Annotated in this window: 27 protein-coding genes and 2 riboswitches; of the genes, 19 read left to right on the top strand and 8 right to left on the bottom strand. The window is 68.2% G+C overall.

Annotated features, from left to right (window positions below):
• Positions 1-54 precede the first annotated feature (54 nt).
• Positions 55-648, top strand: a complete 594-nt coding sequence (locus tag EDC62_RS10190; protein ID WP_124223324.1) for a peroxidase-related enzyme — start codon at positions 55-57, stop codon at positions 646-648.
• A 63-nt stretch (positions 649-711) separates the two neighbouring features.
• Here the strand turns inward: EDC62_RS10190 and EDC62_RS10185 are convergent, their stop codons facing one another.
• Positions 712-1,143, bottom strand: coding sequence for an acyl-CoA thioesterase (locus EDC62_RS10185; protein ID WP_124223322.1), 432 nt, complete (start codon positions 1,141-1,143; stop codon positions 712-714).
• Positions 1,144-1,435: 292 nt separating this feature from the next.
• On the opposite strand from EDC62_RS10185, the gene EDC62_RS10180 reads away from it, so the two are divergent.
• From EDC62_RS10180 to EDC62_RS10160, 5 genes are all read left to right on the top strand, one after another.
• On the top strand, positions 1,436-3,136 hold the full coding sequence (locus EDC62_RS10180) for an electron transfer flavoprotein-ubiquinone oxidoreductase (RefSeq protein ID WP_124223320.1): 1,701 nt from the start codon (positions 1,436-1,438) through the stop codon (positions 3,134-3,136).
• 52 nt (positions 3,137-3,188) lie between these two features.
• Positions 3,189-3,299, top strand: a riboswitch (glycine riboswitch).
• Positions 3,300-3,312: 13 nt separating this feature from the next.
• A riboswitch (glycine riboswitch) is annotated at positions 3,313-3,423 on the top strand.
• Between the two features lie 54 nt (positions 3,424-3,477).
• Positions 3,478-4,623, top strand: coding sequence for a glycine cleavage system aminomethyltransferase GcvT (gcvT, locus tag EDC62_RS10175; RefSeq protein WP_124223317.1), 1,146 nt, complete (start codon positions 3,478-3,480; stop codon positions 4,621-4,623).
• 60 nt (positions 4,624-4,683) lie between these two features.
• Positions 4,684-5,061, top strand: a complete 378-nt coding sequence (gene gcvH, locus EDC62_RS10170; protein WP_124223315.1) for a glycine cleavage system protein GcvH — start codon at positions 4,684-4,686, stop codon at positions 5,059-5,061.
• A gap of 102 nt (positions 5,062-5,163) precedes the next feature.
• Positions 5,164-8,184 carry an aminomethyl-transferring glycine dehydrogenase gene (gene gcvP, locus EDC62_RS10165; RefSeq protein ID WP_124223313.1) on the top strand — a complete coding sequence of 1,007 codons (3,021 nt, stop codon included), beginning with the start codon at positions 5,164-5,166 and terminating at the stop codon, positions 8,182-8,184.
• An 18-nt stretch (positions 8,185-8,202) separates the two neighbouring features.
• Entirely contained in the window at positions 8,203-8,817 is a 615-nt protein-coding gene (locus tag EDC62_RS10160; RefSeq protein ID WP_124223311.1) for a hypothetical protein, read from the top strand.
• Here EDC62_RS10160 and EDC62_RS10155 read toward each other — a convergent pair.
• The 4 genes from EDC62_RS10155 to EDC62_RS10140 all read right to left on the bottom strand — a co-directional run bounded on the left by EDC62_RS10155 (position 8,803) and on the right by EDC62_RS10140 (position 12,140).
• Entirely contained in the window at positions 8,803-9,267 is a 465-nt protein-coding gene (locus EDC62_RS10155; RefSeq protein ID WP_124223309.1) for a type II 3-dehydroquinate dehydratase, read from the bottom strand. The genes EDC62_RS10160 and EDC62_RS10155 overlap by 15 nt on opposite strands.
• A 62-nt stretch (positions 9,268-9,329) precedes the next feature.
• Complete coding sequence (locus tag EDC62_RS10150) at positions 9,330-10,538, bottom strand: MFS transporter (protein ID WP_124223307.1); 1,209 nt, start codon at positions 10,536-10,538, stop codon at positions 9,330-9,332.
• Positions 10,531-11,634, bottom strand: a complete 1,104-nt coding sequence (gene aroC, locus EDC62_RS10145) for a chorismate synthase (RefSeq protein ID WP_124223304.1) — start codon at positions 11,632-11,634, stop codon at positions 10,531-10,533. Before aroC ends, EDC62_RS10150 begins: the two co-directional genes overlap by 8 nt.
• 29 nt (positions 11,635-11,663) lie before the next feature.
• Positions 11,664-12,140 (bottom strand): CBS domain-containing protein, encoded by a 477-nt coding sequence (locus EDC62_RS10140; protein ID WP_124223302.1) that lies wholly within the window; start codon positions 12,138-12,140, stop codon positions 11,664-11,666.
• A 137-nt stretch (positions 12,141-12,277) separates the two neighbouring features.
• Between EDC62_RS10140 and EDC62_RS10135 the strand changes: the two genes are divergently transcribed.
• Positions 12,278-13,588: an O-acetylhomoserine aminocarboxypropyltransferase gene (locus EDC62_RS10135; protein ID WP_124223301.1), complete on the top strand. Its 1,311-nt coding sequence runs from the start codon at positions 12,278-12,280 to the stop codon at positions 13,586-13,588.
• Entirely contained in the window at positions 13,588-14,406 is an 819-nt protein-coding gene (locus EDC62_RS10130) for an alpha/beta fold hydrolase (protein ID WP_124223753.1), read from the top strand. The genes EDC62_RS10135 and EDC62_RS10130 overlap by 1 nt, the downstream gene beginning before the upstream one ends.
• Positions 14,407-14,474: 68 nt before the next feature.
• On the opposite strand, the gene EDC62_RS10125 is transcribed toward EDC62_RS10130, so the two are convergent.
• Complete coding sequence (locus EDC62_RS10125; protein ID WP_124223298.1) at positions 14,475-15,680, bottom strand: YihY family inner membrane protein; 1,206 nt, start codon at positions 15,678-15,680, stop codon at positions 14,475-14,477.
• Positions 15,681-15,708: 28 nt separating this feature from the next.
• Between EDC62_RS10125 and EDC62_RS10120 the strand changes: the two genes are divergently transcribed.
• The 11 genes from EDC62_RS10120 to modC all read left to right on the top strand — a co-directional run bounded on the left by EDC62_RS10120 (position 15,709) and on the right by modC (position 25,200).
• On the top strand, positions 15,709-16,128 hold the full coding sequence (locus EDC62_RS10120; protein ID WP_124223296.1) for a DUF2069 domain-containing protein: 420 nt from the start codon (positions 15,709-15,711) through the stop codon (positions 16,126-16,128).
• A gap of 19 nt (positions 16,129-16,147) precedes the next feature.
• On the top strand, positions 16,148-17,596 hold the full coding sequence (locus EDC62_RS10115; protein ID WP_124223295.1) for an FAD-binding oxidoreductase: 1,449 nt from the start codon (positions 16,148-16,150) through the stop codon (positions 17,594-17,596).
• 145 nt (positions 17,597-17,741) lie between these two features.
• On the top strand, positions 17,742-18,587 hold the full coding sequence (locus EDC62_RS10110) for a thymidylate synthase (RefSeq protein WP_124223293.1): 846 nt from the start codon (positions 17,742-17,744) through the stop codon (positions 18,585-18,587).
• Between the two features lie 2 nt (positions 18,588-18,589).
• Positions 18,590-19,492: a DMT family transporter gene (locus EDC62_RS10105; RefSeq protein ID WP_124223291.1), complete on the top strand. Its 903-nt coding sequence runs from the start codon at positions 18,590-18,592 to the stop codon at positions 19,490-19,492.
• The gene (locus EDC62_RS10100; protein WP_124223289.1) at positions 19,489-19,989 is read left to right on the top strand and encodes a dihydrofolate reductase; all 501 of its coding nucleotides are present in this window, start codon (positions 19,489-19,491) and stop codon (positions 19,987-19,989) included. Before EDC62_RS10105 ends, EDC62_RS10100 begins: the two co-directional genes overlap by 4 nt.
• Positions 19,990-19,999: 10 nt before the next feature.
• Complete coding sequence (locus tag EDC62_RS10095; RefSeq protein WP_124223287.1) at positions 20,000-20,611, top strand: DUF4337 domain-containing protein; 612 nt, start codon at positions 20,000-20,002, stop codon at positions 20,609-20,611.
• Between the two features lie 63 nt (positions 20,612-20,674).
• Positions 20,675-21,472 (top strand): exodeoxyribonuclease III, encoded by a 798-nt coding sequence (locus EDC62_RS10090; RefSeq protein WP_124223285.1) that lies wholly within the window; start codon positions 20,675-20,677, stop codon positions 21,470-21,472.
• A gap of 39 nt (positions 21,473-21,511) precedes the next feature.
• Positions 21,512-22,636: a helix-turn-helix domain-containing protein gene (locus tag EDC62_RS10085; RefSeq protein WP_124223283.1), complete on the top strand. Its 1,125-nt coding sequence runs from the start codon at positions 21,512-21,514 to the stop codon at positions 22,634-22,636.
• A 10-nt stretch (positions 22,637-22,646) separates the two neighbouring features.
• Positions 22,647-23,429 (top strand): molybdate ABC transporter substrate-binding protein, encoded by a 783-nt coding sequence (modA, locus tag EDC62_RS10080; protein WP_124223281.1) that lies wholly within the window; start codon positions 22,647-22,649, stop codon positions 23,427-23,429.
• A complete protein-coding gene (modB, locus tag EDC62_RS10075; RefSeq protein ID WP_124223278.1) occupies positions 23,426-24,136 on the top strand; it encodes a molybdate ABC transporter permease subunit in 711 nt (236 codons plus the stop codon). Before modA ends, modB begins: the two co-directional genes overlap by 4 nt.
• Entirely contained in the window at positions 24,133-25,200 is a 1,068-nt protein-coding gene (gene modC, locus EDC62_RS10070; protein ID WP_124223276.1) for a molybdenum ABC transporter ATP-binding protein, read from the top strand. The genes modB and modC overlap by 4 nt, the downstream gene beginning before the upstream one ends.
• Here the strand turns inward: modC and EDC62_RS10065 are convergent.
• Both EDC62_RS10065 and EDC62_RS10060 read right to left on the bottom strand, forming a co-directional pair.
• A complete protein-coding gene (locus EDC62_RS10065; protein WP_124223274.1) occupies positions 25,115-26,026 on the bottom strand; it encodes an ABC transporter substrate-binding protein in 912 nt (303 codons plus the stop codon). The two genes, modC and EDC62_RS10065, sit on opposite strands and share 86 nt — an antisense overlap.
• Positions 26,023-26,760 (bottom strand): ATP-binding cassette domain-containing protein, encoded by a 738-nt coding sequence (locus tag EDC62_RS10060; protein ID WP_124223272.1) that lies wholly within the window; start codon positions 26,758-26,760, stop codon positions 26,023-26,025. The genes EDC62_RS10065 and EDC62_RS10060 overlap by 4 nt, the downstream gene beginning before the upstream one ends.
• Positions 26,761-26,881: the final 121 nt, after the last annotated feature.

Below are 26,881 nucleotides of genomic sequence, written 5' to 3'. Positions count from 1 at the left end.
GTGCCCACTCCATAATGTCCCCGTAAGCAACCTCAAGCACAACGAGGAGACCCGATGACGCCACGCTACCCCCATCCCGATCTCGACACGCTGCCCGACGACATCCGCGCCCGCATCCTGGAGGTGCAGGCGAAAACCGGCTTCATCCCCAACGTGTTTCTCGCCTTTGCGCGCCGGCCCGCCGAATGGCGCGCCTTTTTTGCCTACCACGACGCACTGATGGCCCCCGAGAGCGTGGGCCGCACCAGCGGCCTCACCAAAGGCGAGCGCGAAATGATCGTCACCGCGACCAGCGCGGCCAATCGCTGCCTCTATTGCGTGGTGGCGCACGGCGCGATTTTGCGCATCTACGAGAAAAAACCGCTGCTGGCCGACCAGGTGGCGGTGAACCACCGCAAGGCCGACATCAGCCCACGCCAGCGCGCGATGCTCGACTTCGCAATGAAAGTCTGCCTGCACGCCGACGAAATCGAGGATGCCGACTTCGAAGCGCTGCACGTGCACGGCTTCGACGACGAAGACATTTGGGACATCGCCGCCATCACCGCATTCTTTGGCCTCTCCAACCGCATGGCCAACTTCAGCCACATGATGCCCAACCCCGAGTTTTATCTGATGGGCCGGGTGCCCAAGGCGAAAAATGCCTGACGAACCGCTCTTTTTTCAAGAGCACCAGAATGCCGTTTGACGCCGGCGCTGCGGGGTTTTTCTTCAAAAAGAGCGGCGCAGGGCCTGTCGAATCCGCTCGGGCAGGGGTACGGCGCGCTGCTCGGGAAAGTTGACCCAGACGACGGTGGCCCCGCCGTTGGCGCGCACCCGGGCTTCGGCGTCGTCGTCCAGCAGGATTTCATGGTAAGTGTCGAAGCTGCTGTTGCCGACCGCGCCCACATAGGTCCGCACCCGCAGCACACCCGGGTACTCGAGCTGGCGCAGAAAGTTGCAAAACGCGTTGCCGATCACCGGCCCTTCGCCCTGCGGATCGACGGGGCAGCCCAAGCGCTCGAACCACTCGATGCGGGCCGACTCCATGTAGCGGAAGTAAACCGTATTGTTGACATGACCCATCGCATCCATGTCGCCCCAGCGGATGGGCATGGTGGTTTCATAGACGAGGGTTCGCTCCGCCGGCAATTCGATTCTCATGTTGGACTCCCAAAGGCAACGCTGAACCCGTCCCTCGCGCGTCGCGCATCCCATCCCGCGGCCGCTCGCGCGCCATCACGGGAACGGATTCGCGTTGCCCAAAAGACGCGGCAGCACAAAACCGCGCGCCCCTGCAACCGCAAACCCGAAGGACGGCCCGACGGCGGCGCGCATAAAAGAACGACCGTTCTATTTTTGCCTACTGTCGCATAAAATGGGCTGTTCGCTGGCAAGGCTGCTGGCGATGGTCGTTTTCCTCCCCCCCCTTCATCGCCCGCCAACGAGATCGCTCATGACTCCTGAAGAAATCCTAGCCCAATTCGGCCCCCGCGAGGCCATGGAATACGACGTCGTCATCGTCGGTGCCGGCCCGGGTGGCCTCGCCACCGCGATCCGCCTCAAGCAGCTCGCCCAGCAGCACGGGCGCGACGTCTCGGTCGTGGTGCTCGAAAAAGGCTCCGAGCCTGGCGCGCACATCCTCTCGGGCGCGATCATGGACCCGATCGCGATGAATGAGCTCTTCCCCGACTGGAAGGCCATGGGCGCGCCGCTCAACCAGCCGGTGACCGAGGACGTGTTCCTCATGACCAGCGAAACCGGTGCCACCCGGGTGCCGAACTTCCTGCTGCCCAAGTGCTTCCACAACGAAGGCAACTACATCGTCAGCCTCGGCAACGTCGTGCGCTGGATGGCGCAGCAGGCTGAAAGTTTGGGCGTCGAAATCTTCCCTGGCTTTGCGGCTGCCGAAGTGCTCTACAACGACGACGGCTCGGTCAAGGGCGTGGCCACGGGCAACCTCGGCATCGGCAAGGATGGCGAGCCGACCGAGAACTTCCAGCTCGGCATGGAGTTGCACGCCAAATACACGATCTTCGCCGAGGGCGCGCGCGGCCACCTCGGGCGCCAGCTGATCGAGCGCTTCCGTCTCGACGAGGGGCGCGACCCGCAAAGCTACGCGATCGGCATCAAGGAGCTGTGGGAGATCGACCCCGCGCGCCACCAGCCCGGCCTAGCGTTGCACAGCGCCGGCTGGCCGCTCGATGAAATGACCTACGGCGGCTCCTTCCTCTACCACATGGAGGACAACAAAATGGTGGTCGGCTTCGTCGTCGGGCTCGACTACCAGAACCCCTACCTCAGCCCCTTCGAAGAGTTCCAGCGCTTCAAGACCCACCCCAACATCCGCTGGTATTTCGAGAACAGCCAGGGCCAGGTGACGGCGCGGCGGCTGGGTTACGGCGCGCGGGCGATCACCGCCGGCGGCCTGCTTTCGCTGCCCAAAACCGTGTTCCCGGGCGGTGCGCTCATCGGCTGCGAGGCGGGCTACCTCAACGCCAGCCGCATCAAAGGCAGCCACGCCGCCATCAAAACCGGCATGCTTGCTGCCGAGGCCGCCTTCGACGCACTCGGTGCGGGCCGCGCGCACGACGAGCTCAGCGCCTACCCGGAAGCGTTCGAGTCGAGCTGGCTGCACACCGAACTCAACAAAGCGCGCAACTTCAAACAGTGGTTCAAAAAGGGCCGCAGCATCGGCACGCTGATGACCGGCATCGAGCAGTACGTGCTCAAGGGCGCCGTGCCGTGGACCATCCACCGCGACAAGCCCGACCATCTCGCGCTCAAGCCCGCGGCCGAGTGCAGCCCCATCGCCTACCCCAAGCCCGACGGCAAGCTGACCTTCGACCGCCTCTCCTCGGTCTTTCTGAGCAACACCAACCACGAGGAAAACCAGCCGCCGCATCTGACCCTCAAAGACCCCACGGTCCCGGTACGCATCAATCTGGCCGTGTATGCCGGGCCCGAAAGCCGCTACTGCCCTGCGGGGGTCTATGAGTTCGTTCCCGATGAGGCCCAGGGCGGCAACGCGCAGCGGCTGCAGATCAACGCACAGAACTGCGTGCACTGCAAAACCTGCGACATCAAAGACCCGACCCAAAACATCGTCTGGGTTACGCCCGAAGGTGGCGGCGGCCCGAACTACGTCGGCATGTAAACGCAACGCGGCCGGTGGCTGGCGCACCCGGCGCCATGCCTTCGGCTACACTGCGGACTTGCCAGGAGAGTGCTGCCGAGCCCGGCTTCAAGCCCGGCTGAAGCAGCCGCCGAAGGCGCAGGGAACTCCCCGAACGCTCAGGCAAAAGGACTGGCAAAGACGTCGCCGGAACGGCGGCGTCCCTCACTGGAGAGAGGCGGATCGACTCCGCCCACCGAAGGGGCAAGCGGTGCGCCTATCGTGGCGGCGCCGCCAATCTCTCAGGTAAAGCGGACAGCGAGGGCAGCGTCACCCGCCAGAACTGGCGGGCCTTCTTGCCCTTGCCTTTGGAGACCGCGACCATGAGCCACCCCGCCGACGATACCCTGCGCCACACACCGCTGCATGCGCTGCATGTGCGCCTGGGCGCCCGCATGGTGCCCTTTGCCGGCTACGCGATGCCGGTGCAATACCCCGCGGGGCTGCTCGCCGAGCACCACCACACTCGTGAATCGGCCAGCCTGTTCGACGTCTCGCACATGGGCCAGCTCTCTCTGATCGGCCCGGATGCGGCGGCCGCGCTCGAGGCCCTCATCCCCATGGACGTGCTTGGCCTCGGGGTCGACCGGCAGCGCTATGGCCTGCTGCTCAACGACGCCGGCGGCATCATCGACGACCTGATGTTCGTCAACCGCGACGTCGCCCAGGGCGGTGACCTGTTCCTCATCGTCAACGGCGCATGCAAACACGGTGACCTCGCGCATATTGCCGCGGGCATCGGTCACCGCTGCACGATCCGGGTGCAGTTCGACCGCGCGCTGCTCGCGCTGCAAGGGCCACGCGCCGTCGATGCGCTGCGCCGGCTGCTGCCCGGTGTCGAAACCCTCGTCTTCATGACCGGCCGCGCGTTCGAGTGGAACGGCGCCGAACTCTACGTCACGCGCAGCGGCTACACCGGCGAGGACGGCTTCGAGATTTCGGTGCCCGCCGACGCGGCCGAGGGCTTGGCCCTGGCGCTGCTCGAGCAGCCCGAAGTTCGCCCCGCGGGCCTGGGCGCGCGCAATTCGCTACGCCTCGAAGCCGGCCTGCCGCTGTACGGCAACGACATCGACGCCACCACCAGCCCAGTCGAGGCAGGGCTGGCCTGGGCGATTCAGAAGGTTCGCCGCAGCGGCGGCGCGCGCGCGGGCGGATTCCCTGGGGCCGAGCGAGTGTTGGGCCAACTCGATGGGCGCATCCCGGTCGAGCGGCGGCGCGTCGGCCTCGTCGCCCAGGAACGCGTGCCGGTGCGCGAGCATGTCGGGCTCGAAAACTTCGACGGCCAGACGATCGGTGAGACGACGAGCGGGCTGCTCTCGCCCACGCTCAACACCCCGATCGCCATGGGCTATGTCGAAACCGATTACAGCGAGCCCGATACCGAAGTCTTCGCCATGGTGCGCGGCAAGCCCGTGCCCATGCGCGTGCGCCCCATGCCTTTCGTGCCCACGCGCTACCACCGCGGCTGAAAGCTCAAGACCCCCATTTCCCTTCTTCCCTCCCTTTCCCCCATCGCAAGGAGCCTCTCCATGAGCACGACCAAGTACACGCCCGACCACGAATGGATCCGCCTCGAGGGCGATGTCGCCACCGTCGGCATCACCCACCATGCGCAGGACGCGCTCGGCGACGTGGTGTTCGTCGAACTGCCCGAAATGGGCAAGCACTACGCCGCCAAGAGCGTGGCCGGTGTGGTCGAGTCGGTCAAGGCGGCGGCCGACGTGTACATGCCGGCTTCGGGAACGATCGTTGAGGTCAACGAGGCGCTGCGCGCCGACCCGGCGCTGGCCAACACCGATCCGCTGGGCGCGGGCTGGTTCTTCAAGGTTCGACTCGACAACCCGGCCGAGCTCGACGCGCTGCTCGACGAGACCGCCTACGCCGCCCACGCCGCCGCCAGCCACTGAGCGCAAGTGAGCACATCTGAACGCCTCTGAACGCCTCTGAGCGCCCCTGAGCACCTCTGACGGCAAACGCCCGCCCTGCTGCACCGCGAACCCGCACCGACCATGACGACCACCCCCGCCACGGCCCGCCTGGCCGACCTCGAGAATCCATCGGCCTTCGTCGCGCGCCACATCGGCCCGAGCCCCGAAGACGAAGCGCGCATGCTCGCCGCCATCGGCGAGCCCTCGCGGCAAGCCTTGATCGACGCCATCGTCCCGCCCGCGATCGCGCGCCCCAGCCCCATGACGCTGCCGGACGCCGTCGATGAAGCCCAGGCGCTCGAGGAACTGCGCGCTATCGCGCGCAAGAACCGCGTGCTCAAGAGCTACATCGGTCAGGGCTATTACGGCACGCACACGCCCGGCGTGATCCTGCGCAACATTCTCGAAAACCCCGCCTGGTACACCGCCTACACGCCGTACCAGGCCGAGATCTCGCAGGGCCGCATGGAGGCGCTGGTCAACTTCCAGACCATGGTGGCCGAGCTCACGGCGATGGACATTGCCAATGCCTCCATGCTCGACGAGGCCACGGCTGCGGCCGAGGCCATGACCCTGGCCAAGCGCTCGGTCAAGGCGCGCGGCTCCGTCTTCATCGTCAGCGGCGAATGCCACCCGCAAACGATCGAGGTCATCCGCACCCGTGCCGAGCCGCTGGGCATTTTGGTGCGCGTCGTGCACTCGGCCGACGAATGGCAAGCCGCGCTGGCGGGCGACGACTATTTCGCCGCGCTCAACCAGTACCCGGGCAGCAGCGGCTGGCTGGCCGACTGGCAGCTCTCGGCCGACCTGATCCACCGCAAACAAGCCGCCTTCATCCTCGCCGCGGACCTGCTCGCGCTCACCTTGCTCAAGCCACCAGGGGAGATGGGCGCGGACATCGTCGTCGGCAGCACGCAGCGCTTTGGCATGCCCATGGGCGCGGGCGGCCCGCATGCCGCCTTCATGGCCTGCCGCGACGCCTTCAAGCGTTCCATGCCCGGGCGGCTGGTGGGCGTGAGCGTGGACGCGCACGGCCAGCCGGCCTACCGGCTCGCGCTGCAAACGCGCGAGCAGCACATCCGCCGCGAGAAGGCAACGAGCAACATCTGCACCGCACAGGTGCTGCCCGCGGTGGTGGCGAGCATGTATGCCGTCTACCACGGCCCCGCAGGGCTGGCACGCATCGCCGAGCGTATCGCGCGCTACACCGGCGTCCTGGCTGCGGGACTGCGCCAAATGGGGGTGCGCGTGGCGCACGCAACGGGTTTCGACACCCTGCTGCTCGAGCTCGGCTCACCCGAAGCCGCGGCCGCCTTGCATGCGCGCGCCGTCGATCGCGGCATGAACCTGCGCCGCTACACCGGCGAGCGGGCGTCGTGCGTGGGCATCAGCCTCGATGAAACCACGACGCGCGAGGACCTGCGGGACCTGTGGGCGCTGTTCGCCAGCGAAGGCCAGCCGCTGCCGGAGGTGGACGCGCTCGCCGAGTCGGCGGGCACGCGGATTCCGCCCTCGCTGCGGCGCACCAGCGCCTACCTCACGCATCCGGTTTTCCATCGTTTCCACAGCGAAACCGCGATGCTGCGCTACATCCGGGCGCTCTCGGACAAAGACCTCGCGCTCGACCGCAGCATGATTCCGCTGGGCTCCTGCACCATGAAGCTCAACGCCACGGCCGAGATGATTCCCATCACCTGGCCAGAGTTCGCCAACCTGCACCCGTTTGCGCCGGCCGACCAGCTCGCAGGCTATGCCGAACTCGATGCGCGGCTTCGCCAGTGGCTCTGCGAGGCCACCGGCTACCACGCGATCAGCCTGCAGCCCAACGCCGGCTCGCAGGGCGAATACGCCGGCATGCTCGCCATCCGCGCCTGGCAGGCTGCACGCGGGCAGCCGCAGCGCAACATCTGCCTCATTCCCGCCAGCGCCCACGGCACCAACCCCGCTTCGGCCGCGATGGCGGGCTTTGAAGTCGTCGTCGCCGCCTGCGACGCCCGCGGGAACGTCGACATGGCCGACCTCGAAGCCAAGTGCGCGCAATACAGCGATCGCCTCGGCGCGATCATGATCACCTACCCCAGCACCCACGGCGTGTTCGAAACCACGGTCAGCGCACTCTGCGCGCTGGTGCACCGGCACGGCGGCCGCGTGTATGTGGACGGCGCGAACATGAACGCCCTGGTGGGTGTGGCCGCGCCGGGCGCCTTCGGCGGTGATGTGAGCCACCTCAACCTGCACAAGACCTTCTGCATCCCGCACGGCGGCGGGGGGCCCGGCGTGGGGCCGGTGTGCGTGGTCGAAGACCTCGCGCCCTACTTGCCCGGCCACGCCACGGCCGCCGCTGCCGGTGCCTGCCTCGGCGCTGCGCCCTTGGCCAGCGGCGCAGCGGGTACCGCCACGGGCATCGGAGCCGTCAGCGCGGCACCGCTGGGCAACGCCGCCGTGCTGCCGATTTCCTGGATGTACATCCGCATGATGGGGGCCGAAGGGCTGCGCCGCGCGACCGAGACGGCCATCCTCTCGGCCAACTACATCAGCGCGCGGCTGCGCGCGCACTACCCCACGCTCTACGCCAGCGAAAACGGCCATGTCGCGCATGAGTGCATCCTCGACCTGCGCGGCCTCAAGGAAACCAGCGGCGTGATGGCCGAGGACGTGGCCAAGCGGCTCATGGACTACGGCTTCCACGCGCCGACGCTGTCCTTTCCCGTGCCCAACACGCTGATGGTCGAACCCACGGAGAGCGAACCGCTCGCCGAACTCGACCGCTTCATCGACGCCATGATCGCCATCCGCGAGGAAATCCGCCAGGTCGAGACGGGCGTGTGGCCGCGCGAGGACAACCCGCTGAAGAATGCGCCGCACACCGCGCACAGCCTGCTCGCCGCCGACTGGCCCCACCCGTACCCGCGCGAGGTGGGTGCGGCGCTGCACGCGCGCACCGCCGTACCCGGCGCGATGAAATTCTGGCCCGCCGTGGGCCGGGTGGACAACGTCTACGGCGACCGCAACCTGTTCTGCAGTTGCGTCCCGGTGGAAACCTGGGCCGAAGCGAGCCCTGAAGCCTGCCCCGAGACCGAGGCGGCGGCCGCGGCGCGCTGAGCATCCCCAGAGTCCGCCATGGATGTCCTGCTGCTCTTGCTGTTGGCCGGCGCCGGGCTGCAGCTCGTCAACCGGCAGCAGCAGCGCACCCGCGTGCAGCTGCTGGCCGAGAGCTTCGCGCCCTTGGACATCCAGCGGCTGACCGAAACGCTGCTGCGCGGCTATTTGAGTGCCTTGGACTTGCCCGTAGGAGAGCCGCGCGAAACGCGCTGGCGCCAGCTGATCCCGCTGGAGCAAGCCCTGGCCGAGCGCCTGAGCCAATTCGCCGCGGCCTTTGGCGCACGCAGCGCCACCGAAACCCGGGTCAGCACGCTGCCGCTCGCGCTGCCCGCGGCGCACCGCTGGTGGCCGACCGCGAGCTTCGACCTGCGCCGCGCCTTCGACATCCACGCCCGCGGCCTGCAGCGCGCGCTGCAGGTCGACGGCGGCGCGCCCACGCGCGACCGCGCCTACACCCTCATGGCCGAGTTGCTGCTGCTGCAGTTCAGCTGCCACTGGTTCTGCCGCTCGCGCGCCGTCGCCACCGCCCGCCTCGTCGCGCTGCACCAGACCACGCCCGCGGAGGTGCTCGCCGCCGTCACGCCAGCCACGCGGGAAGACTATTTGGCGCTCACCGGCTTACGCATCGCCTGACGGCAGGGCCAACTGCACCAGCCCGTCGATGGCCAGCGCGTAACCGGCGACGCCAAAACCGGCCATGACGGCACGCGCGGCCGGCGCGATGAAGCTGTGGTGGCGGAAGGCCTCGCGCGCGTGGACGTTGCTGATGTGCAGTTCGATGAGCGTCAGGCCCGTGCCCTTGATGGCGTCGTGCAGCGCGATGCTGGTGTGGGTGTAGGCGCCCGCATTGAGCACGGCCCCAAGCGCCGTGCCCGCAGCTTGCGCGCGGCCGGCTTCATGCAGCCAATCGACGAGCACGCCCTCGTGGTTGGTCTGCCGAAAATCGAGCGTGAGGCCGTGGCGCGCACACGCGGCCTCGCACAGCCGCTGCACATCGGACAGCGTCGCGGAGCCGTACACCGCGGGCTCGCGCGTGCCGAGCAGGTTGAGGTTGGGGCCGTTGAAGACGTAGACGGTTTTCATGGGGCGTTGGGGGTGCTTCGGGTGCAATCCGTAGGCTGCGCCACACAGTGTACGTCGCGTGATCACCGACGACCGGTGACGCCATTTCGAGAGCGCACGATCGCCATCGTGCGCGCCGTCTGCCGCCAGACCTGAACCGCGCAGCCGGTTGCTATGATCGATGTAGCAACTGCAGCCCAGAACACGCTGGCAAGGCCGTATTTTTGGCTCAAGACGCCGCCGCCCAAGCCGCCCACCACCCCCGGCACGCCGTAGGCGAGGACGGTGTAGAGCGCCTGGCCCCGCCCCCTCAGCCGGCCGGGGAAGTGGTGCGACAGCAGCGCGATGCAGCTCGTGTGGTGCGCGGCGAAGGTCAGCGCGTGCAGCGCCTGCGCGAACAGCAGCACCCACAGCACATCGGCCCATTGCGCGGTGAGCGCCATGCGCAGCGTCATCGCGGCCGAACACAGCACCAGCCAGGCCGACAGGCCGAGCCGCGGCAGCCAGCGCGCCTGGGTGTAGAACCAGCCGATCTCGACCACCACCGACTGCGCCCAAAGCAGACCGATCAGGGTCTTGGGGCAGCCCAGCGCGTCGAGGTAGAGCGAGAAGAACACATACACCGCGATGTGCGACAGCACATGAAAGAAAGCCGCTGCGAAAAACCAGCGCACCAGCGGCTGCGCGAGCACCGGCGCGATGGGCACGCGCGCCTCATGCGCGGGTAAGGCTTCCTTGAGGTCGGGCAGGCTCCAGACGCTGGCGGCGACGGCGGCGAGCGTGAGCACCGTCCAGACGGCAAAGCTGCCCATGCCAAAGCGCTGGAACCAAGCGCCCGCCGCCAGCACCGTGACGAGGAACCCGAGCGAGCCCCAGAGCCGCACGCGCCCGTAGCGCCGTGCATCGAACGCGCCACCCGCGCTGACCAGATGCGCGAGCGCCGCCTCGCTCATGGGCATCATGGAACTCGTGTGGGTGAACAGCAGCAGCAACACCAGCCCCAGCGCCCACGGGGACAGCGGCACGAACAGCGCGAACGACACCAGCAGCGCCACCGTGGCGCTGTAGCGCAGCAGCTTGACGCGCTCGCCCGTGTGGTCCGACAGCCAGCCCCAGCCATAGGGCGCAAACAGCCGGGTCGCCGACTGCACCGAGCTCAACACGCTGATGACGAGCAGCCCGTAGCCCAGGTCTTTGAGCCACAGCGGCAGGTAGGGGTTGAAGAATCCGATGTGCGCGAAATAGCTGGCCGAGAGCGCTCCAAACGGCAGCAGCTGGCGCCGCTCAGCCACGCGGCGCAGCCGCCGGGATGGGCGGCACGCGATGCTGCACGTCGCCGCACTGCGCGCGGTGGCGCAGCGCGTGGTCCATCACCACCAGGGCGAGCAAGGCCTCCAGGATGGGCGCGGCGCGGATGCCCACGCAGGGGTCGTGGCGGCCCTTCGTGATGACTTCAGTCGGTGCACCGTTGGCGTCGATGGTCGGCCGCGGAATGAGGATGGAACTGGTCGGCTTGATCGCCACCGACACCTCGATGTCCTGCCCGGTGCTGATGCCGCCGAGCACGCCGCCGGCCTTGTTGCCAACGAAACCTTCGGGCGTGAGCGCGTCGCCGTGGGTGGAGCCGTAATCGGCCACGCTGGCAAAGCCCGCGCCGATCTCGACACCCTTGACGGCGTTGAGGCCCATCATGGCGTGGGCGATGTCGGCATCGAGCTTGTCGTAGATCGGCTCGCCCAGGCCTGCGGGCACGCCGGTCGCGACCACGCGCAGCCGCGCGCCGCAGGAGTCGCCACGCTTGCGCAGCGCATTCATGTAGTCCTCCAGCGCCGAGACGTCCGCCACCGGCGCGAAGAAGGGGTTGTTGGGCACATGGTCCCAGCTCTCAAAGCCGATCGGAAGCTCGCCGAGCTGCGTCATGCAGGCGTGAAAGGTCGTGCCGTACTTTTCCCGCAGCCACTTCTTCGCCACCGCACCCGCGGCCACCGTGGGCGCGGTCAGCCGGGCCGAGGAACGGCCGCCGCCGCGGGGATCGCGGATGCCGTACTTGCGCCAGTAGGTGTAGTCGGCGTGCCCCGGGCGGAAGGTCTCGGTGAGGTTGCCGTAGTCCTTGCTGCGCTGGTCGGTGTTGCGGATGAGCAGCGCAATGGGCGTGCCGGTGGTGCGGCCCTCGTACACGCCAGAGAGGATTTCCACCGCGTCGGCCTCGTTGCGCTGCGTGACGAACTTGCTGGTGCCGGGGCGGCGACGGTCCAGATCGTGCTGAACGTCGGCCTCACTCAAAGCCATGCCCGGCGGGCAGCCGTCGATCACGCAGCCGATGGCCGGGCCGTGCGATTCGCCAAAATTCGTGACACAAAACAGGGTGCCGATGGTGTTGCCGCTCATGCGCGGGATTATCCCGCAGGGCGGGCGGCTCAGCTGGCGCGCGGGGTGGCTGCGCCCTCGCCCGCGGGTTCGTCCTCGGGCCAGTCGCGGATGTAGGCCTTGAGCATGCGGTTTTCGAAGTTTTGGCTTTCGACGACGGCGCGGGCAACGTCGTAGAAGCTGATCACGCCCATAAGTACACCGGCGTCCATCACCGGCATGTAGCGGGTGTGGCGCTCGAGCATCATGGGGCGTACTTCGTCGAGTTCGGTCTCGGGGGTGCAGGTCATGGGGTGGTCGTCCATGACCGAGCCAACCCGCACCTCGCCCACGCTGCCACCGTTTTTGGCGATGGTGTCGATGACCTCGCGGAAGGTGAGCATGCCCACCAGTTCGCCGTGCTCCATCACGGCGAGCGAGCCGATGTCGAACTCGGCCATGGTCTCGACGGCGCGCTTGAGGCTTTCGTCGGGCGTGACGGTGTAGAGCGTGCCGCCTTTGACGCGTAGGATGTCGCTGACTTTCATGGGGGCCTCCGGACTGCTGTTGTCGCCGAAGCGGCGAAAGAACGAAGTCAATATAGCCCACAATCCACACCAAAAACAGCACGGCAAACCCCGGGGCACGACTGGCCGCCGCGGGATTGCCTCCCCGAGGAGCACCCATGCCCGGCTATTCCGACCCCGGCTTCGACACCCTGGCGCTGCACGCCGGCGCCGCCCCCGACCCGAGCACCGGCGCGCGCGCCGTGCCGATCCATCTGACGACTTCGTTCGTTTTCGAGTCGAGCGACCATGCCGCCTCGCTGTTCAACCTCGAGCGCGCGGGCCATGTCTACAGCCGCATCAGCAACCCCACCAACGCGGTGCTGGAGCAGCGCGTGGCTGCGCTCGAAGGCGGCATCGGGGGCATCACCACGGCGAGCGGCCAGGCGGCGCTGCATCTGGCCATTGCCACGCTCATGGGCGCGGGCAGCCACATCGTGGCCAGCACGGCGCTCTATGGTGGCAGCCAGAACCTGTTGCACTACACGCTGCGGCGCTTCGGGATCGAGACCAGCTTCGTCAAGCCCGGCGACATCGACGGCTGGCGCGCGGCGGTGCGGCCGAACACGCGGCTGTTTTTCGGCGAGACGCTGGGCAACCCGGGGCTGGACGTGCTCGACATCCCCACCGTGGCCGAAATCGCGCATGCCGCGCGGGTGCCGCTGCTGGTGGACAGCACGCTGACGACGCCCTACCTGATCCAGCCGTTCGAACTCGGCGCCGATCTGGTCTATCACTCGGCGACCAAGTTCCTCAGCGGCCACGGCACGGTGATCGGCGGCGTGGTGGTCGACGGCGGCCGCTTCGATTGGGACGCGAGCGGGAAATTCCCCGAGCTGACCGAGCCCTACGAGGGCTTTCATGGCATGACCTTCAGCGAGGAGAGCACGGTGGGTGCCTTTTTGCTGCGCGCGCGACGCGAGGGCCTGCGCGACTTCGGCGCCTGCATGAGCCCGCACAGCGCGTGGCTGATTCTGCAGGGCATCGAAACGCTGCCGCTGCGCATGGAGCGGCACATCGCGAACACCGAAAAGGTGGTGCAGTTTCTGGCGAGCCAGCCGCTGGTGGCGCGCGTGGGGCATCCGCTGCTCGAATCGCACCCGAGCCATGCGCTGGCCGAGCGGCTGCTCAAGCACGGCGCGCGGGGTGCGGGTTCGGTGTTCAGCTTCGACATCCGCGGCTCGCGCGCGCAAGGCCAGGCGTTCATTGAAGCGCTCAAGCTCTTCAGCCACCTCGCCAACGTCGGCGACTGCCGCAGCCTGGTCATCCACCCGGCCAGCACCACACACTTTCGCATGAGCGACGAGGCACTGGCGGCCGCAGGCATCGGGCCGGGCACGATCCGGCTCTCGATCGGGCTGGAAGACCCGGACGACCTGATCGACGACCTCAAGCGCGCGCTCAGGGCCGCAGAAAAGGCAGGTGCATGATGAAGCTGACCGTCAACGGCGCCACCACCTACGGCTACACCGGCGGCAAGGCCTTCGATGCGGCCAAGCCGACCGTGGTGTTCATCCACGGCGTGCTCAATGACCACAGCGTGTGGATCTTGCAAACCCGCTACCTCGCGCATCATGGCTACAACGTGCTGGCGGTGGATCTGCCCGGGCACGGCCAGAGCGAGGGCGAGGCGCCGGCGAGCGTGGAGCAGGCGGCGGACTTCATCACCGCCTTGCTCGACGCCGCGGGCGTTGCGCGCGCGGCGCTGGTGGGGCACAGCTGGGGCTCGCTCATCGCGCTCGAAGCCGCCGCCCGCCTGGGCGAGCGCGTGACGCATCTGGTGTTGGTCGGCACAGCCTCACCAATGCGGGTGTCACCCGCGCTGCTCGAGGCGTCGCAACACGACCCCGAGGCCGCGATCAAGCTGGTCAACGTGTTCAGCCGCAGCACGCTCGCGCCGCCGCCCTCGGCGCTCGGGCCCGGCACCTGGGTGTTTGGAGCGGGCATGGCGCTGGGGCGGCGCGTGCTCGAACGCAACCGCGCGGTCAACGTGTTCCACCGCGGCTTCGTCGCCTGCGACCGCTACCGCGGCGCGGAGGATGCGATCGAGCGCGTGCGCTGCCCGGTGCTGTTCCTGCTCGGCCGGCTCGACCAGATGACACCGCCCAAGGCCGCGCAGGGACTGATCGACCGCGCACGTGCCGCCGGCAAGACCACCCGCACCGTGCTGCTCGACGTGGGGCACAACCAGATGACCGAGGCACCCGACGCGACGCTGTTTGCCATCCGCGACTTTCTGCAATCCTGAAGAGCGCCGGGGGCCGCACGACCCGCGGCTGCTCGCGCGCCGTCACGCGAACCGATTCCGCGTCGCGCTCACTCCTGATTTGAGAGCAAGTCCGCCGCTTTCCATGCCGGCAAACCCGCTTTTTTCCTGAAATTTTCGACGCTCGGGGCCGGTGCGAGCAGCAGCGCATCGATCAGCGGCAAAGCCGGTGTGTGCGCCAGGTCGATCAGCAGCGCGTCGCGGCCATCTTCGAGCGCGGCCACCCAGCCGAGATCGGCGAGCGCGTCGACGACCGGCTCGAGTTCGAGCGGATCGACCCGCAGCCGCTGCGCGAGTTCTCCAATCGCCACAGCCCCCTCGCCGCGCCGGCGCGCCGCCGCCAGTTCGTCGACGGCTTCGACCGCAAGCCGGAATTTCCAGCCCGGCTGCCCGGCGCGATGCTGCACGCGCGCCTGCAAGGCCGGCAAATACGCGGCAATCACCGCGCCCATGAGCACGACGAGCCAGAGCACGTAGATCCACAGCAACAGAATCGGCACCGCGGCAAAGGCGCCGTAGATCGCCGACATGCCCGGCATGGCCTTCAAGTACCAGGCCAGCAGCCGCTTGGCCAGCTCCAGCCCGACACCGACGAACACCGCGCCCGCGAACGCATGGCGCCAGCGCACCGAAGTGTGGGGCACGAAACGATAGAGCGCGGCCATCGTCATCACGCTCAAACCGAAGCCGAGCAGACTGAGCATCCCTTGGACGACGCCCGCCGGCGCCTGCACCCAGCCCCGAGAGAGCGTGGTCGCATACGAGCCGAGCGCCAGCAGCGTTGCCAGTGCCAGCGGCCCAAGCGTCAGCACGGCCCAGTAAATCACCAGGCGTTGGGCATAAGGCCGAGGCCGACGCACCCGCCAGATGGCGTTGAGCGTGCGGTCGATCGTGAACACCAGGGACAAGGCCGAGCCCACGAAAAACGCAAAGCCCACCGCACCCACCCGGCTGGCTTTGGCGGCAAACTGCTCGAGTGCGCCGAGCACTTGCTGGGAAATGGCCGGCGGAAACAGCCGCTCGGCCAACCACTGCTGCAACAAGCCTTGCAGTTTGGAAAACGCAGGGAACGCCGAAAACACCGCGAGCAGCACGGTGAAGAGCGGCACGAGCGCAATCACCGTGGTGAAGGTCAGGCTGCCGGCAGTCAGGGCAAGGCGATCTTCCCGCACGCGTGCGCGCAGGGTTTGCAGGGTCGCCATCCAAGGAAAGCGCCGCAGCCGCTCGGGCGTCGGCCACCAAATGGGTAGGTTCATGAAAGCTATGATGCCATCGAAGATGCTGATGAACCGACCGAACCGCCCGCCCCCCTCCCCCCTTCCCTTGGCCGTGCGCTTGTCCCGTTGGACGGCTGCGGCCAGCCTGCTGGCCTTGATCGGCCTGTGTCTGGCCTGGGAGCTCTGGCTTGCGCCGCTGCGGCCCGGTGGCTCGTGGCTCGCGCTCAAAGCGTTGCCGCTGTGCCTGCCGCTCGTGGGCCTGCTCAAGCAGCGCCTCTATACCTACCGCTGGGTCAGCCTGATGGTTTGGCTCTACTTCACCGAGGGCGTGGTGCGCGCCTGGAGCGACCCCTGGCCCAGCCGCGGCTGGGCCGGCGTCGAGATTGCGCTGAGCCTGCTGCTGTTCGTCGCCTGCGTGGCGCATGTGCGGCTGCGGCTGCGCGGCGCGGCAACGCGGGCTGCGGCCGCCGCTGAGCGATCCCCTTGAACGCCGCATCCCGACACCGATGAACCTGCCGTCCGACCCCGCCACCCGCGAACTGCTCGATACGCTGCGCCACATCGTCGGCGCCGCGCAGGTGTACACCGACGGTGACTTGACCGCGTTCGAACGCGACTGGCGCGGCCGCGTGCGTGGCCGCGCGCTGGCCGTCGTGCGCCCCGGGACCACGGACGAAGTCGCCGCCGTCGTGCGCGCCTGCCGCGCCGCACAGGCCGCCACTGGCGTGAGCCTCGTGCCCCAAGGAGGGAACACCGGCCTGTCCGTGGGCGGCGTGCCCGATGCCAGCGGCCGGCAAATCGTGCTCAGCCTGCAGCGCATGACGGCGGTGCGCGCGCTCGATGCGGCCAACGCCAGCCTCACGGTCGAGGCGGGCTGCCCGCTGCAGCATGTGCAAGAAGCCGCCGAGGACGCCGGCTTTCTGTTCCCCTTGAGTTTGGCGTCCGAGGGCAGTTGCACCATCGGCGGCAATCTCGCAACCAACGCCGGTGGCACACAGGTGCTGCGCTACGGCAACGCACGCGCGCTGTGCCTGGGGCTCGAGGTGGTCACCGCGGCCGGCGAGGTCTGGCAAGGGCTCTCCGGCCTGCGCAAGAACAACACCGGCTACGACCTGCGTGACCTGTTCGTCGGCAGCGAAGGCACGCTGGGCATCATCACCGCGGCCACGCTGGCGCTGTTTCCTTTGCCCGCGGCGCGCATCACCGCCTGGGCCAGCGTGCCCACGTTCGACGCGGCGGTGGCGCTGCTCGGCCGGGCGCGGCAAGGACTCGACGCGGGCTTGACGGCGTTCGAGCTGATGAGCAGCTTTGCGCTCGGTCTGGTCGAGCGGCATTTCCCGCAGCTCGAGGTGCCGCTGTCGGGCAGCGCGCCGTGGTTCGTGCTGCTCGAACTCAGCGACGCCGAGTCCGAAACCCATGCGGCGGCGCGCTTCGAGGCGCTGCTCGAGCCCGCGCTGGCCGAGGGCTGCGTACTCGACGCGGTGGTGGCGGGCAACCTGAACCAGTCGCGCCACCTGTGGCATCTGCGCGAAAGTATCCCGCTCGCGCAGGCACAGGAAGGGCTCAACGTCAAGCACGACATCGCCGTGCCGATCTCGCGTATGGCCGACTTCATCATGGAGACCGACGCCGAGCTCGCAGCCGCCTACCCCGGCGTGCGGTTCGTGGTGTTCGGCCACCTCGGAGACGGCAACCTGCACTACAACGTGCAAGCGCCCGAGGGCAGCGACCCCGCGGAATTCCTGGCCCGACATGAAGCCGACATCAACCACCGCGTCTATGAGGCCGTGCAACGCCACGGCGGCTCGATCTCGGCCGAACACGGCATCGGTGCGCTCAAGGTCGATCTGCTGCCACGCTACCAATCCCCGGTCGCCCTCGAGCTGATGCGCGCCATCAAGCGCGCGCTCGACCCCACCGGCCTGCTCAACCCAGGGCGGGTGGTGCGCGATTGAAGGCAACGCTGAATCAGTTCCCGTGATGGCGGGCGCCGGACCGCGGAATGGGATGCGAGGCGCACGAGGGACTTGTTCAGCGTCGCCCGAAGCACGCCCCTCTATACTTTGCGGCCACCCTCCGCCTCGTGCCGCCTGCGCCGATATGTCGAACGACACCACCCCCACCACCATCCCCACGCCCTACGAAGACTTGATGCGCCTCGTGCATGAGCGCGGCGTGTTCAAACCCGACCGCACCGGCACGGGCACCAAGAGCATTTTTGGTCACCAGATGCGTTTCGACCTGCGCGCGGGCTTTCCGCTCGTAACGACGAAGAAGGTGCATGTCAAGTCCATCATTTACGAACTGCTGTGGTTTCTGCGCGGCGACTCGAACGTGCGCTGGCTGCAGCAGCACGGCGTGACGATCTGGGACGAATGGGCGCGCGCCGATGGTGAGCTCGGGCCGGTCTATGGCGTGCAGTGGCGCAGTTGGCCCACGCCCGATGGCGGGCACATCGACCAGATCGCGCAGGTCATCGAGACGCTGCGCACCAATCCCGACAGCCGGCGCATCTTGGTCAGCGCCTGGAACGTGGCCGACCTGCCCAAGATGGCGCTGATGCCCTGTCACGCGCTGTTCCAGTTCTATGTGGCGCCAGCGCCCGAACCCGGTGGCCGCGGCGTCTTGAGCTGCCAGCTCTACCAGCGCAGCGCCGACATCTTCCTCGGCGTGCCTTTCAACATCGCCAGCTACGCGCTGCTCACCCACATGGTGGCACAGCAGTGTGATCTCGATGTGGGCGACTTCATCTGGACCGGCGGCGACTGCCATCTCTACAGCAACCACGAAGAACAGGTGCGGCTGCAACTGAGCCGCCAGCCCTTCCCGCCGCCGCAACTGCGCATCCGCCGCCGGCCGCCGTCGATCTTCGACTACAGGTTCGAGGACTTCGAGATCGTCGGCTACCAGCACCACCCGGCGATCCCTGCGCCGGTGGCCGTGTAGGCGTGCTCTCGCGCCGGCAGTTCTGGGGGCTGGTCGCGCTCACGCTGATGTGGGGCGTGAACTGGCCGATGATGAAGCTCTCGCTGCGCGAGCTCACACCGCTGTACTTCCGCGCCTTCACGATGACGGGTGGGGCGCTGTGGCTTTACCTGTTCTTCCGCGCGCGCGGCGTGCGCATGGCGCCTGCGGGCCCCGAGTGGCGACAGATCGCGGCGCTGGCGCTGCCCAATATGCTGGGCTGGCATGTGCTGTCGATCTTTGGCGTGCAGGCGCTGGCCAGCGGTCGCGCGGCCATCCTCGGCTTCACCATGCCGGTGTGGACGGTGCTGCTGGGCGCGCTGTTCTTTGGCGAGCGGCTCACGCGCCGCGTGGGTGTGGCTGCGGCTTTGGTGTTGCTGGCCATTGGCCTGTTGCTGAGCCATGAACTGGACGCGCTCGCGGGTCGGCCCGTGGGCGTGCTGTGGATGGAAGGCGCGGCCCTGGCCTGGGCCCTCGGCACCCTGATGATGCGCCGCGCGCGGCTGACGCTGCCCATGCCGGCGCTGACGGTCTGGATGATGATCCTCACCGCCGCCGTGCTGTGGGTGCTGGCGCTCGTGGCCGAGCCCTGGCCCGAATGGCGTTTTTCTTGGCCGATGTGGCTGAGCCTGGCCTACGGGGTGCTGATCAATTACGGCTTTGCGCAAATCATCTGGTTTGGCCTGGCACGGCATTTGCCGCCCGCGACCAGCGCCATGAGCATCATGGCCGTGCCGCTGATCGGCACCCTGAGCGCAACCCTCATCGTGGGTGAGTGGCCGACCTGGCAAGATGGCGTGGCCATGCTCGCGGTGATGGGCGCGATGGCCGCCGTGTTGCTGTCGCCGCGCACGCCCAGAACCGCCCCCGTCGAGGATGCCCGATGACCCGTTTGAACCTGATTTTTGCGCGCGCCGCCAACGGCGTGATCGGCAAGGACAACGCACTGCCCTGGCACCTGCCCGAGGATCTGGCGCACTTCAAGCGCACCACGCTCGGGGCGCCGGTGATCATGGGCCGCAAGACCTGGGAGTCGCTGCCGCCACGCTTTCGCCCGCTGCCGGGCCGCACCAACATCGTCCTCACCCGTCAGCGCGACTGGGCCGCCGACGGCGCGCAGACGGCGCACACGATCGACGAGGCACTCACACTGTGCGGTGACGCGCCCGAAGCCTGGGTGATCGGCGGCGCCGAGCTGTACCGACAGGCACTGCCGCAGGCCGCGCGCGCGGTGGTGACCGAGATCGACGCCCCCTTCGCGGGCGACGCATTTGCGCCAGAATTCGGCCCCGGATGGCGCGAGGCCGCGCGCGAAACACACACTGCCGCCAACGGCCTGCGCTACCACTTTGTCACCTACCTACACGATTTTTCACAAACCTGAGGAAATCACGATGTCCGGACACGGCTTTCACGTCCACGGCCCGCACGACCATGAGCTTGAACACGCCGTGCAGGGCGCGCACGACGAGCACGGAGCGGGCCACGGTTCCGGCGCCGACAAGCGCATGACCAACCAGATCGCCATGTTCACCGCGGTCATGGCGACCGTCGGCGCGATTTTTGGCTACATGGCCGGCGCGACGCAGGCCAACGCGGGTCTCTACAAGAACGACGCGGCGATCAAGAAGACCGAAGCCTCGAACCAGTGGAACTACTACCAGGCCAAGAGCAGCAAACAGAACCTGGCCGAACTGGCGCTCGAACTCGTGCCCGAACCGCGCAAGGCGTTCTACCAAGAGGAAATCAAACGCTACAAGAGCGAGAAGGCTGAGATCAAGGCCAAGGCCGAGGCCCTCGAAGCCGAGGCGAGCGAGTGGGACCGCAAGAGCGACGAACAAATGCACCAGCACCACCGCTGGGCGCAGGCCACCACGGCGCTGCAGGTGTCGATCGCGCTGGCGGCCATCGCGCTGCTCACGCGCAAGAAGTGGCTCGAGTGGGCCATGTTCGCCATGGGTGGGCTGGGCGTGTTGGTGGGCGTGCTCGCGGCGCTGCACGTCTGAGCTAATGCTTCTATTTCAATAGCACGCAAGCGCCGAAATTCGCTGGCATACCCGCACAAACACATGAAACTCGCCACTTGGAACATCAACTCGCTGACGGTGCGGCTGCCGCAGGTGCTCGATTGGCTCGCGGCGCAGGCGGCTGCGGGTGCGCCGGTGGACGTGCTGGCGCTGCAGGAGCTCAAGCTCACGGACGACAAGTTTCCGCATGAGGCGCTGCGCGCGGCGGGCTACGAAGCGGCGGTGTTCGGCCAAAAAACCTACAACGGTGTCGCGCTGCTCAGCCGCACGCCGCTGGCCGACGTGGTGCGCAACATTCCGGGTTTCGACGACCCGATGGCGCGCGTGATCAGCGCCACGGTCGCCGCGCCGTTCGGGCCGATGCGCGTGGTGGGCGCCTACTTTCCCAACGGGCAAGAGCCCGGCAGCGACAAATTCGCCTACAAGCTGCGCTGGCTCGATGCGCTGCGCGACTGGCTGCGCGCGGAGCTCGAACGGCACCCCCGGCTCGTGCTGATGGGCGACTTCAACATCACCTTCGACGACCGCGACGTTTGGGACCCGGTGGGGCTGGCCGGCACCATCCACTGCACCGAGGAAGAGCGCGCCAAGCTGCGCGCGCTGACCGAACTGGGCCTCGTCGACGCCTTCCGCTTGTTCGAGCAACCCGCGAAGACCTACAGCTGGTGGGACTACCGGCAGCTCGCGTTTCCGAAAAACCGCGGCTTGCGCATCGACCACATTCTGGTGAGCCAACCGCTCGTGCCGCGGGTGACCCGCTGCACCATCGACCGCGCGCCGCGTAAAAATCCGCAGCCGAGCGACCACGCGCCCGTGGTGCTCGAGTTGGCCGACGGCTGAGCATCTGACGCGGCACCATCCTCAACCGGAGTCCGATCGATGCTTGCTTCCTTGCCGCCCACCTCCCCCACCGCCGAGCGGCGCCTGACGACGATCGCGGCGGCCCGCGCGCGCGTGCTCGACGGCGGAGCGCTGCCCGATGCGGCTGCGGGGGCGATCGAGCCCTGGATCGAGCGTTCCTGGCGGCGCTGCCTGGCGCAGGGCTTCGAGCCCTCGCGGCGCGTGGCTTTCGACACCGTCTCGCGTGCGGTTTTGCGGCAGACGCTCGAAGCCAACCACGCGCTCATCGAAGCGGCCCGCCCGGCGCTCGAGCGGCTCTCCGAAGCAATGGCGCGCACGCGCTATTTCGCCCTCCTCACCAACGCGCAAGGCATCGTGGTCGACACGCACGGGCCGATCGACGCGCGCGACCCGCGCGCCGCGGCCATCACCCGCATCGGCGCCGATCTGTCCGAGGCAGCGGTTGGAACCACGGCGATCGGCGCGGCGTTGATCGAGCAGCATCCAGTCTGGCTGCACCGGGGCGAGCATTTCTTCGAGGACACCTCGGTCTACAGCTGCGCCGGTGCGCCGCTCTTCGGTCCGGACGGGCGTTGCCTGGGCATGCTCGACCTCACGGGCATCGATGCGGTCGAGCGGCCCGAGCTGCGGCATCTGGTGGCGCGAACCGCGCGTGGCATTGAAAACGCCCTGGCGCTGCGCCAGCCCCATGCCTTGCTGCTGCGCCTGAACTGGCCCGGTCAAACCCTGGGCAGCGACGACGACGGTCTCGTCTGTCTCGATGTCGATGGCCGCGTCACAGCTGCCAACAGCACCGCGCGCACCTTGCTGCCGCTGCTGGGCAGCGAACCCGACGCCCACGCCGAAACCCTGTTCGCGACGCCGCTGTCGGCCCTGTTCGACGCGGCGCGTCGGCACAAGGCAGCGCTGGATCTGCCGCTGTGGTCGGGCTTGCGGCTGCAGGGCTGGGTTCATGCGCGCGAGCGTGGCGCGAGCACGCCCACGCCCGCCGCCGGTGAAGCCGAAAACCTGAGCCTCAAAGACCTCGAGTTGCACCTGATCCGCAAGGCCGTTGCCGATGCGCGCGGCAATGTGCAACAAGCCGCGCGCACGCTGGGCATCAGCCGCGCCACGGTTTACCGCAAACTGCGCCAAAACGGCTGAACCGGGACCCATGCAACGCTCGCTTCGCTTCCTCCTCGTCCGGGTCGTCTTGGCATTCGCGGCTTCGTTTGGCGGCGCCGCCCAGGCCGAGACGGCGCGCGTGGCGGCCGCTTCGGACTTGAAGTTTGCCTTCGACGAGCTCAAGCCTTTGTTCGAGCAGACGCATCCGCCACACCGGCTCGAACTCATCATGGGCTCGTCGGGGAAGTTTTTTCAGCAAATCCACCACGGCGCGCCATTCGACCTGTTTTTTTCGGCGGACGTGGACTTGCCCAAGCAACTCGTCGCACGCGGCAAGGCAATCACGCCCGTGACCACCTACGCGTTGGGTCGCATCGTGCTCTGGAGCGCGAAAGTGGACGCGAGCCGGCTGCGGCTGCAGGACCTCGAGCGCTCGGAGTTTCGCAAGATCGCGATCGCCGCGCCCGACCACGCGCCCTACGGCGCCCGCGCCAAGGAAGCCCTGCAGGCGAGCGGCGTCTGGCCCAAGGTGGAGTCGCGTTTGGTCTTTGGAGAAAACATTGCGCAAACCGCGCAGCTCGTGGACCAGCAGGCCGCCGAGGTGGGCATCCTGGCGCTGTCGCTGGCGCTGAGCGAGCCGTTGCGCAAGAAAGGGGCCTATGCCCTGATTCCGCAGGAGCTGCACCAGCCGCTCGAACAAGCCTATGTGCTCACCACGCACGGCCAGAACAACGCCGCAGCGCGCGCCTTTGCCGACTTCATGCGCAGCGCCGCCGCACGCCGGGTAATGGTGCGCTATGGCTTTGTTCTGCCCGGAGAGGCGGCGCCATGAACCTGGCGGCAACGACGCTCGGGCTCACGGCCGACGAATGGCTGGCGATCCGCCTCACCGCCGAACTCGCCGCTGCAACCACCTTGATTTTGTTGCTGCTCGGCGCGCCGCTGGCCTGGTGGCTCACGCGCAGCGCATCGCGCTGGGCAAACCTCGTGTCGGCCGCAGTGTCGCTGCCGCTGGTGCTGCCGCCGACGGTGATTGGTTTTTACCTGCTGATCGCGCTCGGCCCCGAGGGCTTCATCGGCCGCACGCTCGAGCGGCTGGGCGCACACCACCTGGCCTTCAGCTTTGGCGGCATCTTGATCGGCTCGGTGATTTATTCGCTGCCGTTCGCGGTACAACCGCTGCGCGAAGCCTTCGCCGGCATCGACCCCAAGCTGCTCGACGCCGCAGCCACCCTGCGCGCGCGCGGCCTCGACCGCTTTTTTTCCGTGGTGCTGCCGCTGTCGCGCAGCGGCATACTCACGGCGGTCGTGCTCAGCTTTGCGCACACGGTCGGCGAATTCGGCGTGATCGCGATGCTGGGCGGCAACATCGCGGGCGAAACCCGTGTCGTCTCCATCGCCATCTACGACCACACCCAGGCCATGGAATACGCCGCTGCGCACCGGCTCTCCGCCGTGCTGCTGGGCTTTTCGTTCGTCACGCTGCTGGCCTTCTATGCCCTCAACCAGCGGGCCTTGCGCCCCGCCAAACTGGGATGATTCAAGGCCATTTGCAGCTGCAGCGCGGGGCGTTCCTGCTCGACACGGGCGCGTTTGCGTTCGAGGCCGACGGCGTGACCGCGATCTTTGGTCGATCGGGCTGCGGCAAGAGCAGCCTGCTGCGCGCCATCGCCGGGCTCGACGCCGACACCCGCGGGCGGCTGACCGTGCGCGGCGAAGTCTGGCAGGACGGTCGCTGGGCGCGTCCCGTGGCCGAACGCGACATCGGCTTCGTGTTCCAGGACGCCGCGCTGTTTCCGCACCTGAGCGTGCGCGGCAACCTGCGGTATGCGCTGCGGCGCGCACCGCAAGCGCCGAGCGACGCGCTCGAGGCGGTGGCCGAGCGCGTGGGCATTGCTGCCTGGCTCGACCAAGCCGTGACCACGCTCTCGGGCGGCCAGCGCCAGCGCGTGGCCATCGCCCGCGCCTTGCTGATGCAGCCGCGGCTGCTGTGCATGGACGAGCCGCTCGCTGCACTGGACTGGCGCGCCAAGGCCGAGTTGCTGCCGCTGATCGACGAACTGGCGCGTGAAACCGGCGTGGCGGTGCTTTTCGTGACCCACGCGCCGGTCGAAGTCGAGCGGCTCGCCACGCGCGTGCTGTTCATGGCCGATGGGCGGATCGAGCGCATCGAGCCCTTGCAAGCGGCGCTGGCGCGGCCCGACTCGCCGCTGTTTGCCGAAGAAGGGCCGGTCACGGTGCTGCAAGGCGGGCTGCAGCCCAGCGGCATCGACGGCCTGCTGCGCTTCGATGCCGAGGGCGTGCCCTTCCTGCTCGTTGCCAGCGCCGTGGCCGCCGCTCCCCGCGCGAGCCGGCTGCGCGTGCTGGCACGCGACGTGGCGCTCGCGGTCGAGCCGCCGCGGGGCCTGAGCATGCTCAACCAACTGCCGGTGACCGTGCAGGCGCTGCATCCGGCCGAGGCGGGCCGCGTCACGGTCGCCTGTGGGCTCGCCAACGGCCACAAGCTGCTCGCGCAGCTCACCGCGCATTCGGTGGCAATGCTGGGCTTGCAAACCGGCCAAGCGGCCTGGGCGCTGGTGAAGTCGGTGGCGCTGGTGGACTGAAATCTAGGTTCGACGGGAAGAACACCGGTTCGCCGCCGATGCGGTAGCTCGCGATGGCGGCTTGGCCCTCGGGGCCGCTGAGCCAATCGACGAAGAGCTGCCCCTCGCGGGCCCGCACCTGCGGGTGCAAGGCCGGGTTGACCCGCATGACGTGATAGCGGTTGCGCAGTCGCTGGTCGCCTTCGACGAGGATTTTCAAGTCCGCGCGGTTGCGAAAAGCGAGCCAGGTGCCGCGGTCGGACAGCACATAGGCGCCGAGCGCAGCGGCCATGTTGAGCGCCGGCCCCATGCCGCAACCGCAAGCACGCCAGCCCCGGCCGCGGTTCTGCGGCGAGCCGGTCAGCGCCCAGTAGCGTTGCTCGGCTGCATCGGTGCCGCTGCGGTCGCCGCGCGAGATGAAGGGCGCGTCGGCGCGGGCGATGCGGGCCAAAGCGACAGCAATGTCGGCTCCGGCCACGCCCGCCGGGTCGGCAGCGGGGCCGATGAGCACGAAATCGTTGGCCATCACGGGTCGGCGGTCGATGCCCTGCCCTTCGGCGACGAAGCGCGCCTCGGCCGCTTCATCGTGGACCAGCACGACGTCGGCGTCGCCCCGGCGCGCGACATCGAGCGCCTGACCGGTCCCCAAAGCCACGACTTTCACCTCGATGCCGGTGGCGCGTTGGAACGCGGGCAACAGCACGCCAAACAAGCCGGACTGCTCGGTGGAAGTGGTCGAGGCAAGCACGAGACCAGCGGCCCACAGCGGCAGCGGAACTATTAAAAAAATAGCAACAAACCACCATTTCACGCTGGGGTATGGCGCGTTGGTTCCAAAAATACTCATGGAAGCTCTCCTTTGAGGAAGGCGTGTGCCTCGGGATGCGTCTGCCGCAGCCGCTCGGCGTCGAAGAACGCATCCACCGGCAGATCGGCGCGCACGCGGCCGCGTTCGAGGTAGATCGCCCGCGTGGCCAGCCGCTTGACCTGGCCGAGGTTGTGGCTGGCAAACACCAGCGTGCGCGGCAGGCCGCCGGGGTCGCTGGCGCTGGCCCAGGCGTCCATCAGCGACTCGACCTCGCGCTTGGCGTGCGGGTCCAGACTCGCGGTGGGCTCGTCGAGCAGCAGCGTCTGCGCCCCCGTAGCCCAGGCCCGCGCGAGCGCGAGCCGCTGCTGCTGCCCGCCCGAGAGCGTGGTCGCCCGCCGCCCGGCCAGCTCGCCCAGGCCCACGCGCGCGAGCGCCTCTGCGGCCTGGGCGCGCGCCGCGCTCCAGGTCCGCCCCTGCAGCCACAGCCCCAGCGCCACGTTGTGCGCAGCGCTCGCCCGCAGCATGAAGGGGCGCTGGAACAGCATGGCTTGCCGCTGCGGCGCGCGCCAGACCGACCCGCCGCTCGGCTCGACCAAGCCGTGCAGCAGCCGCAGCAGCGTGCTCTTGCCGCTGCCGTTGGCACCGACCAGCGCCACGCGCTCGCCCGCGACAATCTCGAGCTCCACGGCATCGAGCGCGCGCACCGCACCAAAGCACACGCTCGCATCCTGCAGCCGCAGCACCGGCGGCCTCGCCCCTCGACGATCCGTCATCCTAAATCCGGCAGTTGGGCGCACCCGGGCGGGTCGTCATCGGGCGCGCGGGCAAGGCGCAAACCACAGCCATGGCGCTCGCCATGGCGAGGATTTGCAACGCCGCCCCCGCGCCCGAGGG

This window comes from Tibeticola sediminis, assembly GCF_003843835.1.
GTDB lineage: Bacteria > Pseudomonadota > Gammaproteobacteria > Burkholderiales > Burkholderiaceae_C > Tibeticola > Tibeticola sediminis.
This window is presented reverse-complemented; position numbering and strand designations above follow the sequence as displayed.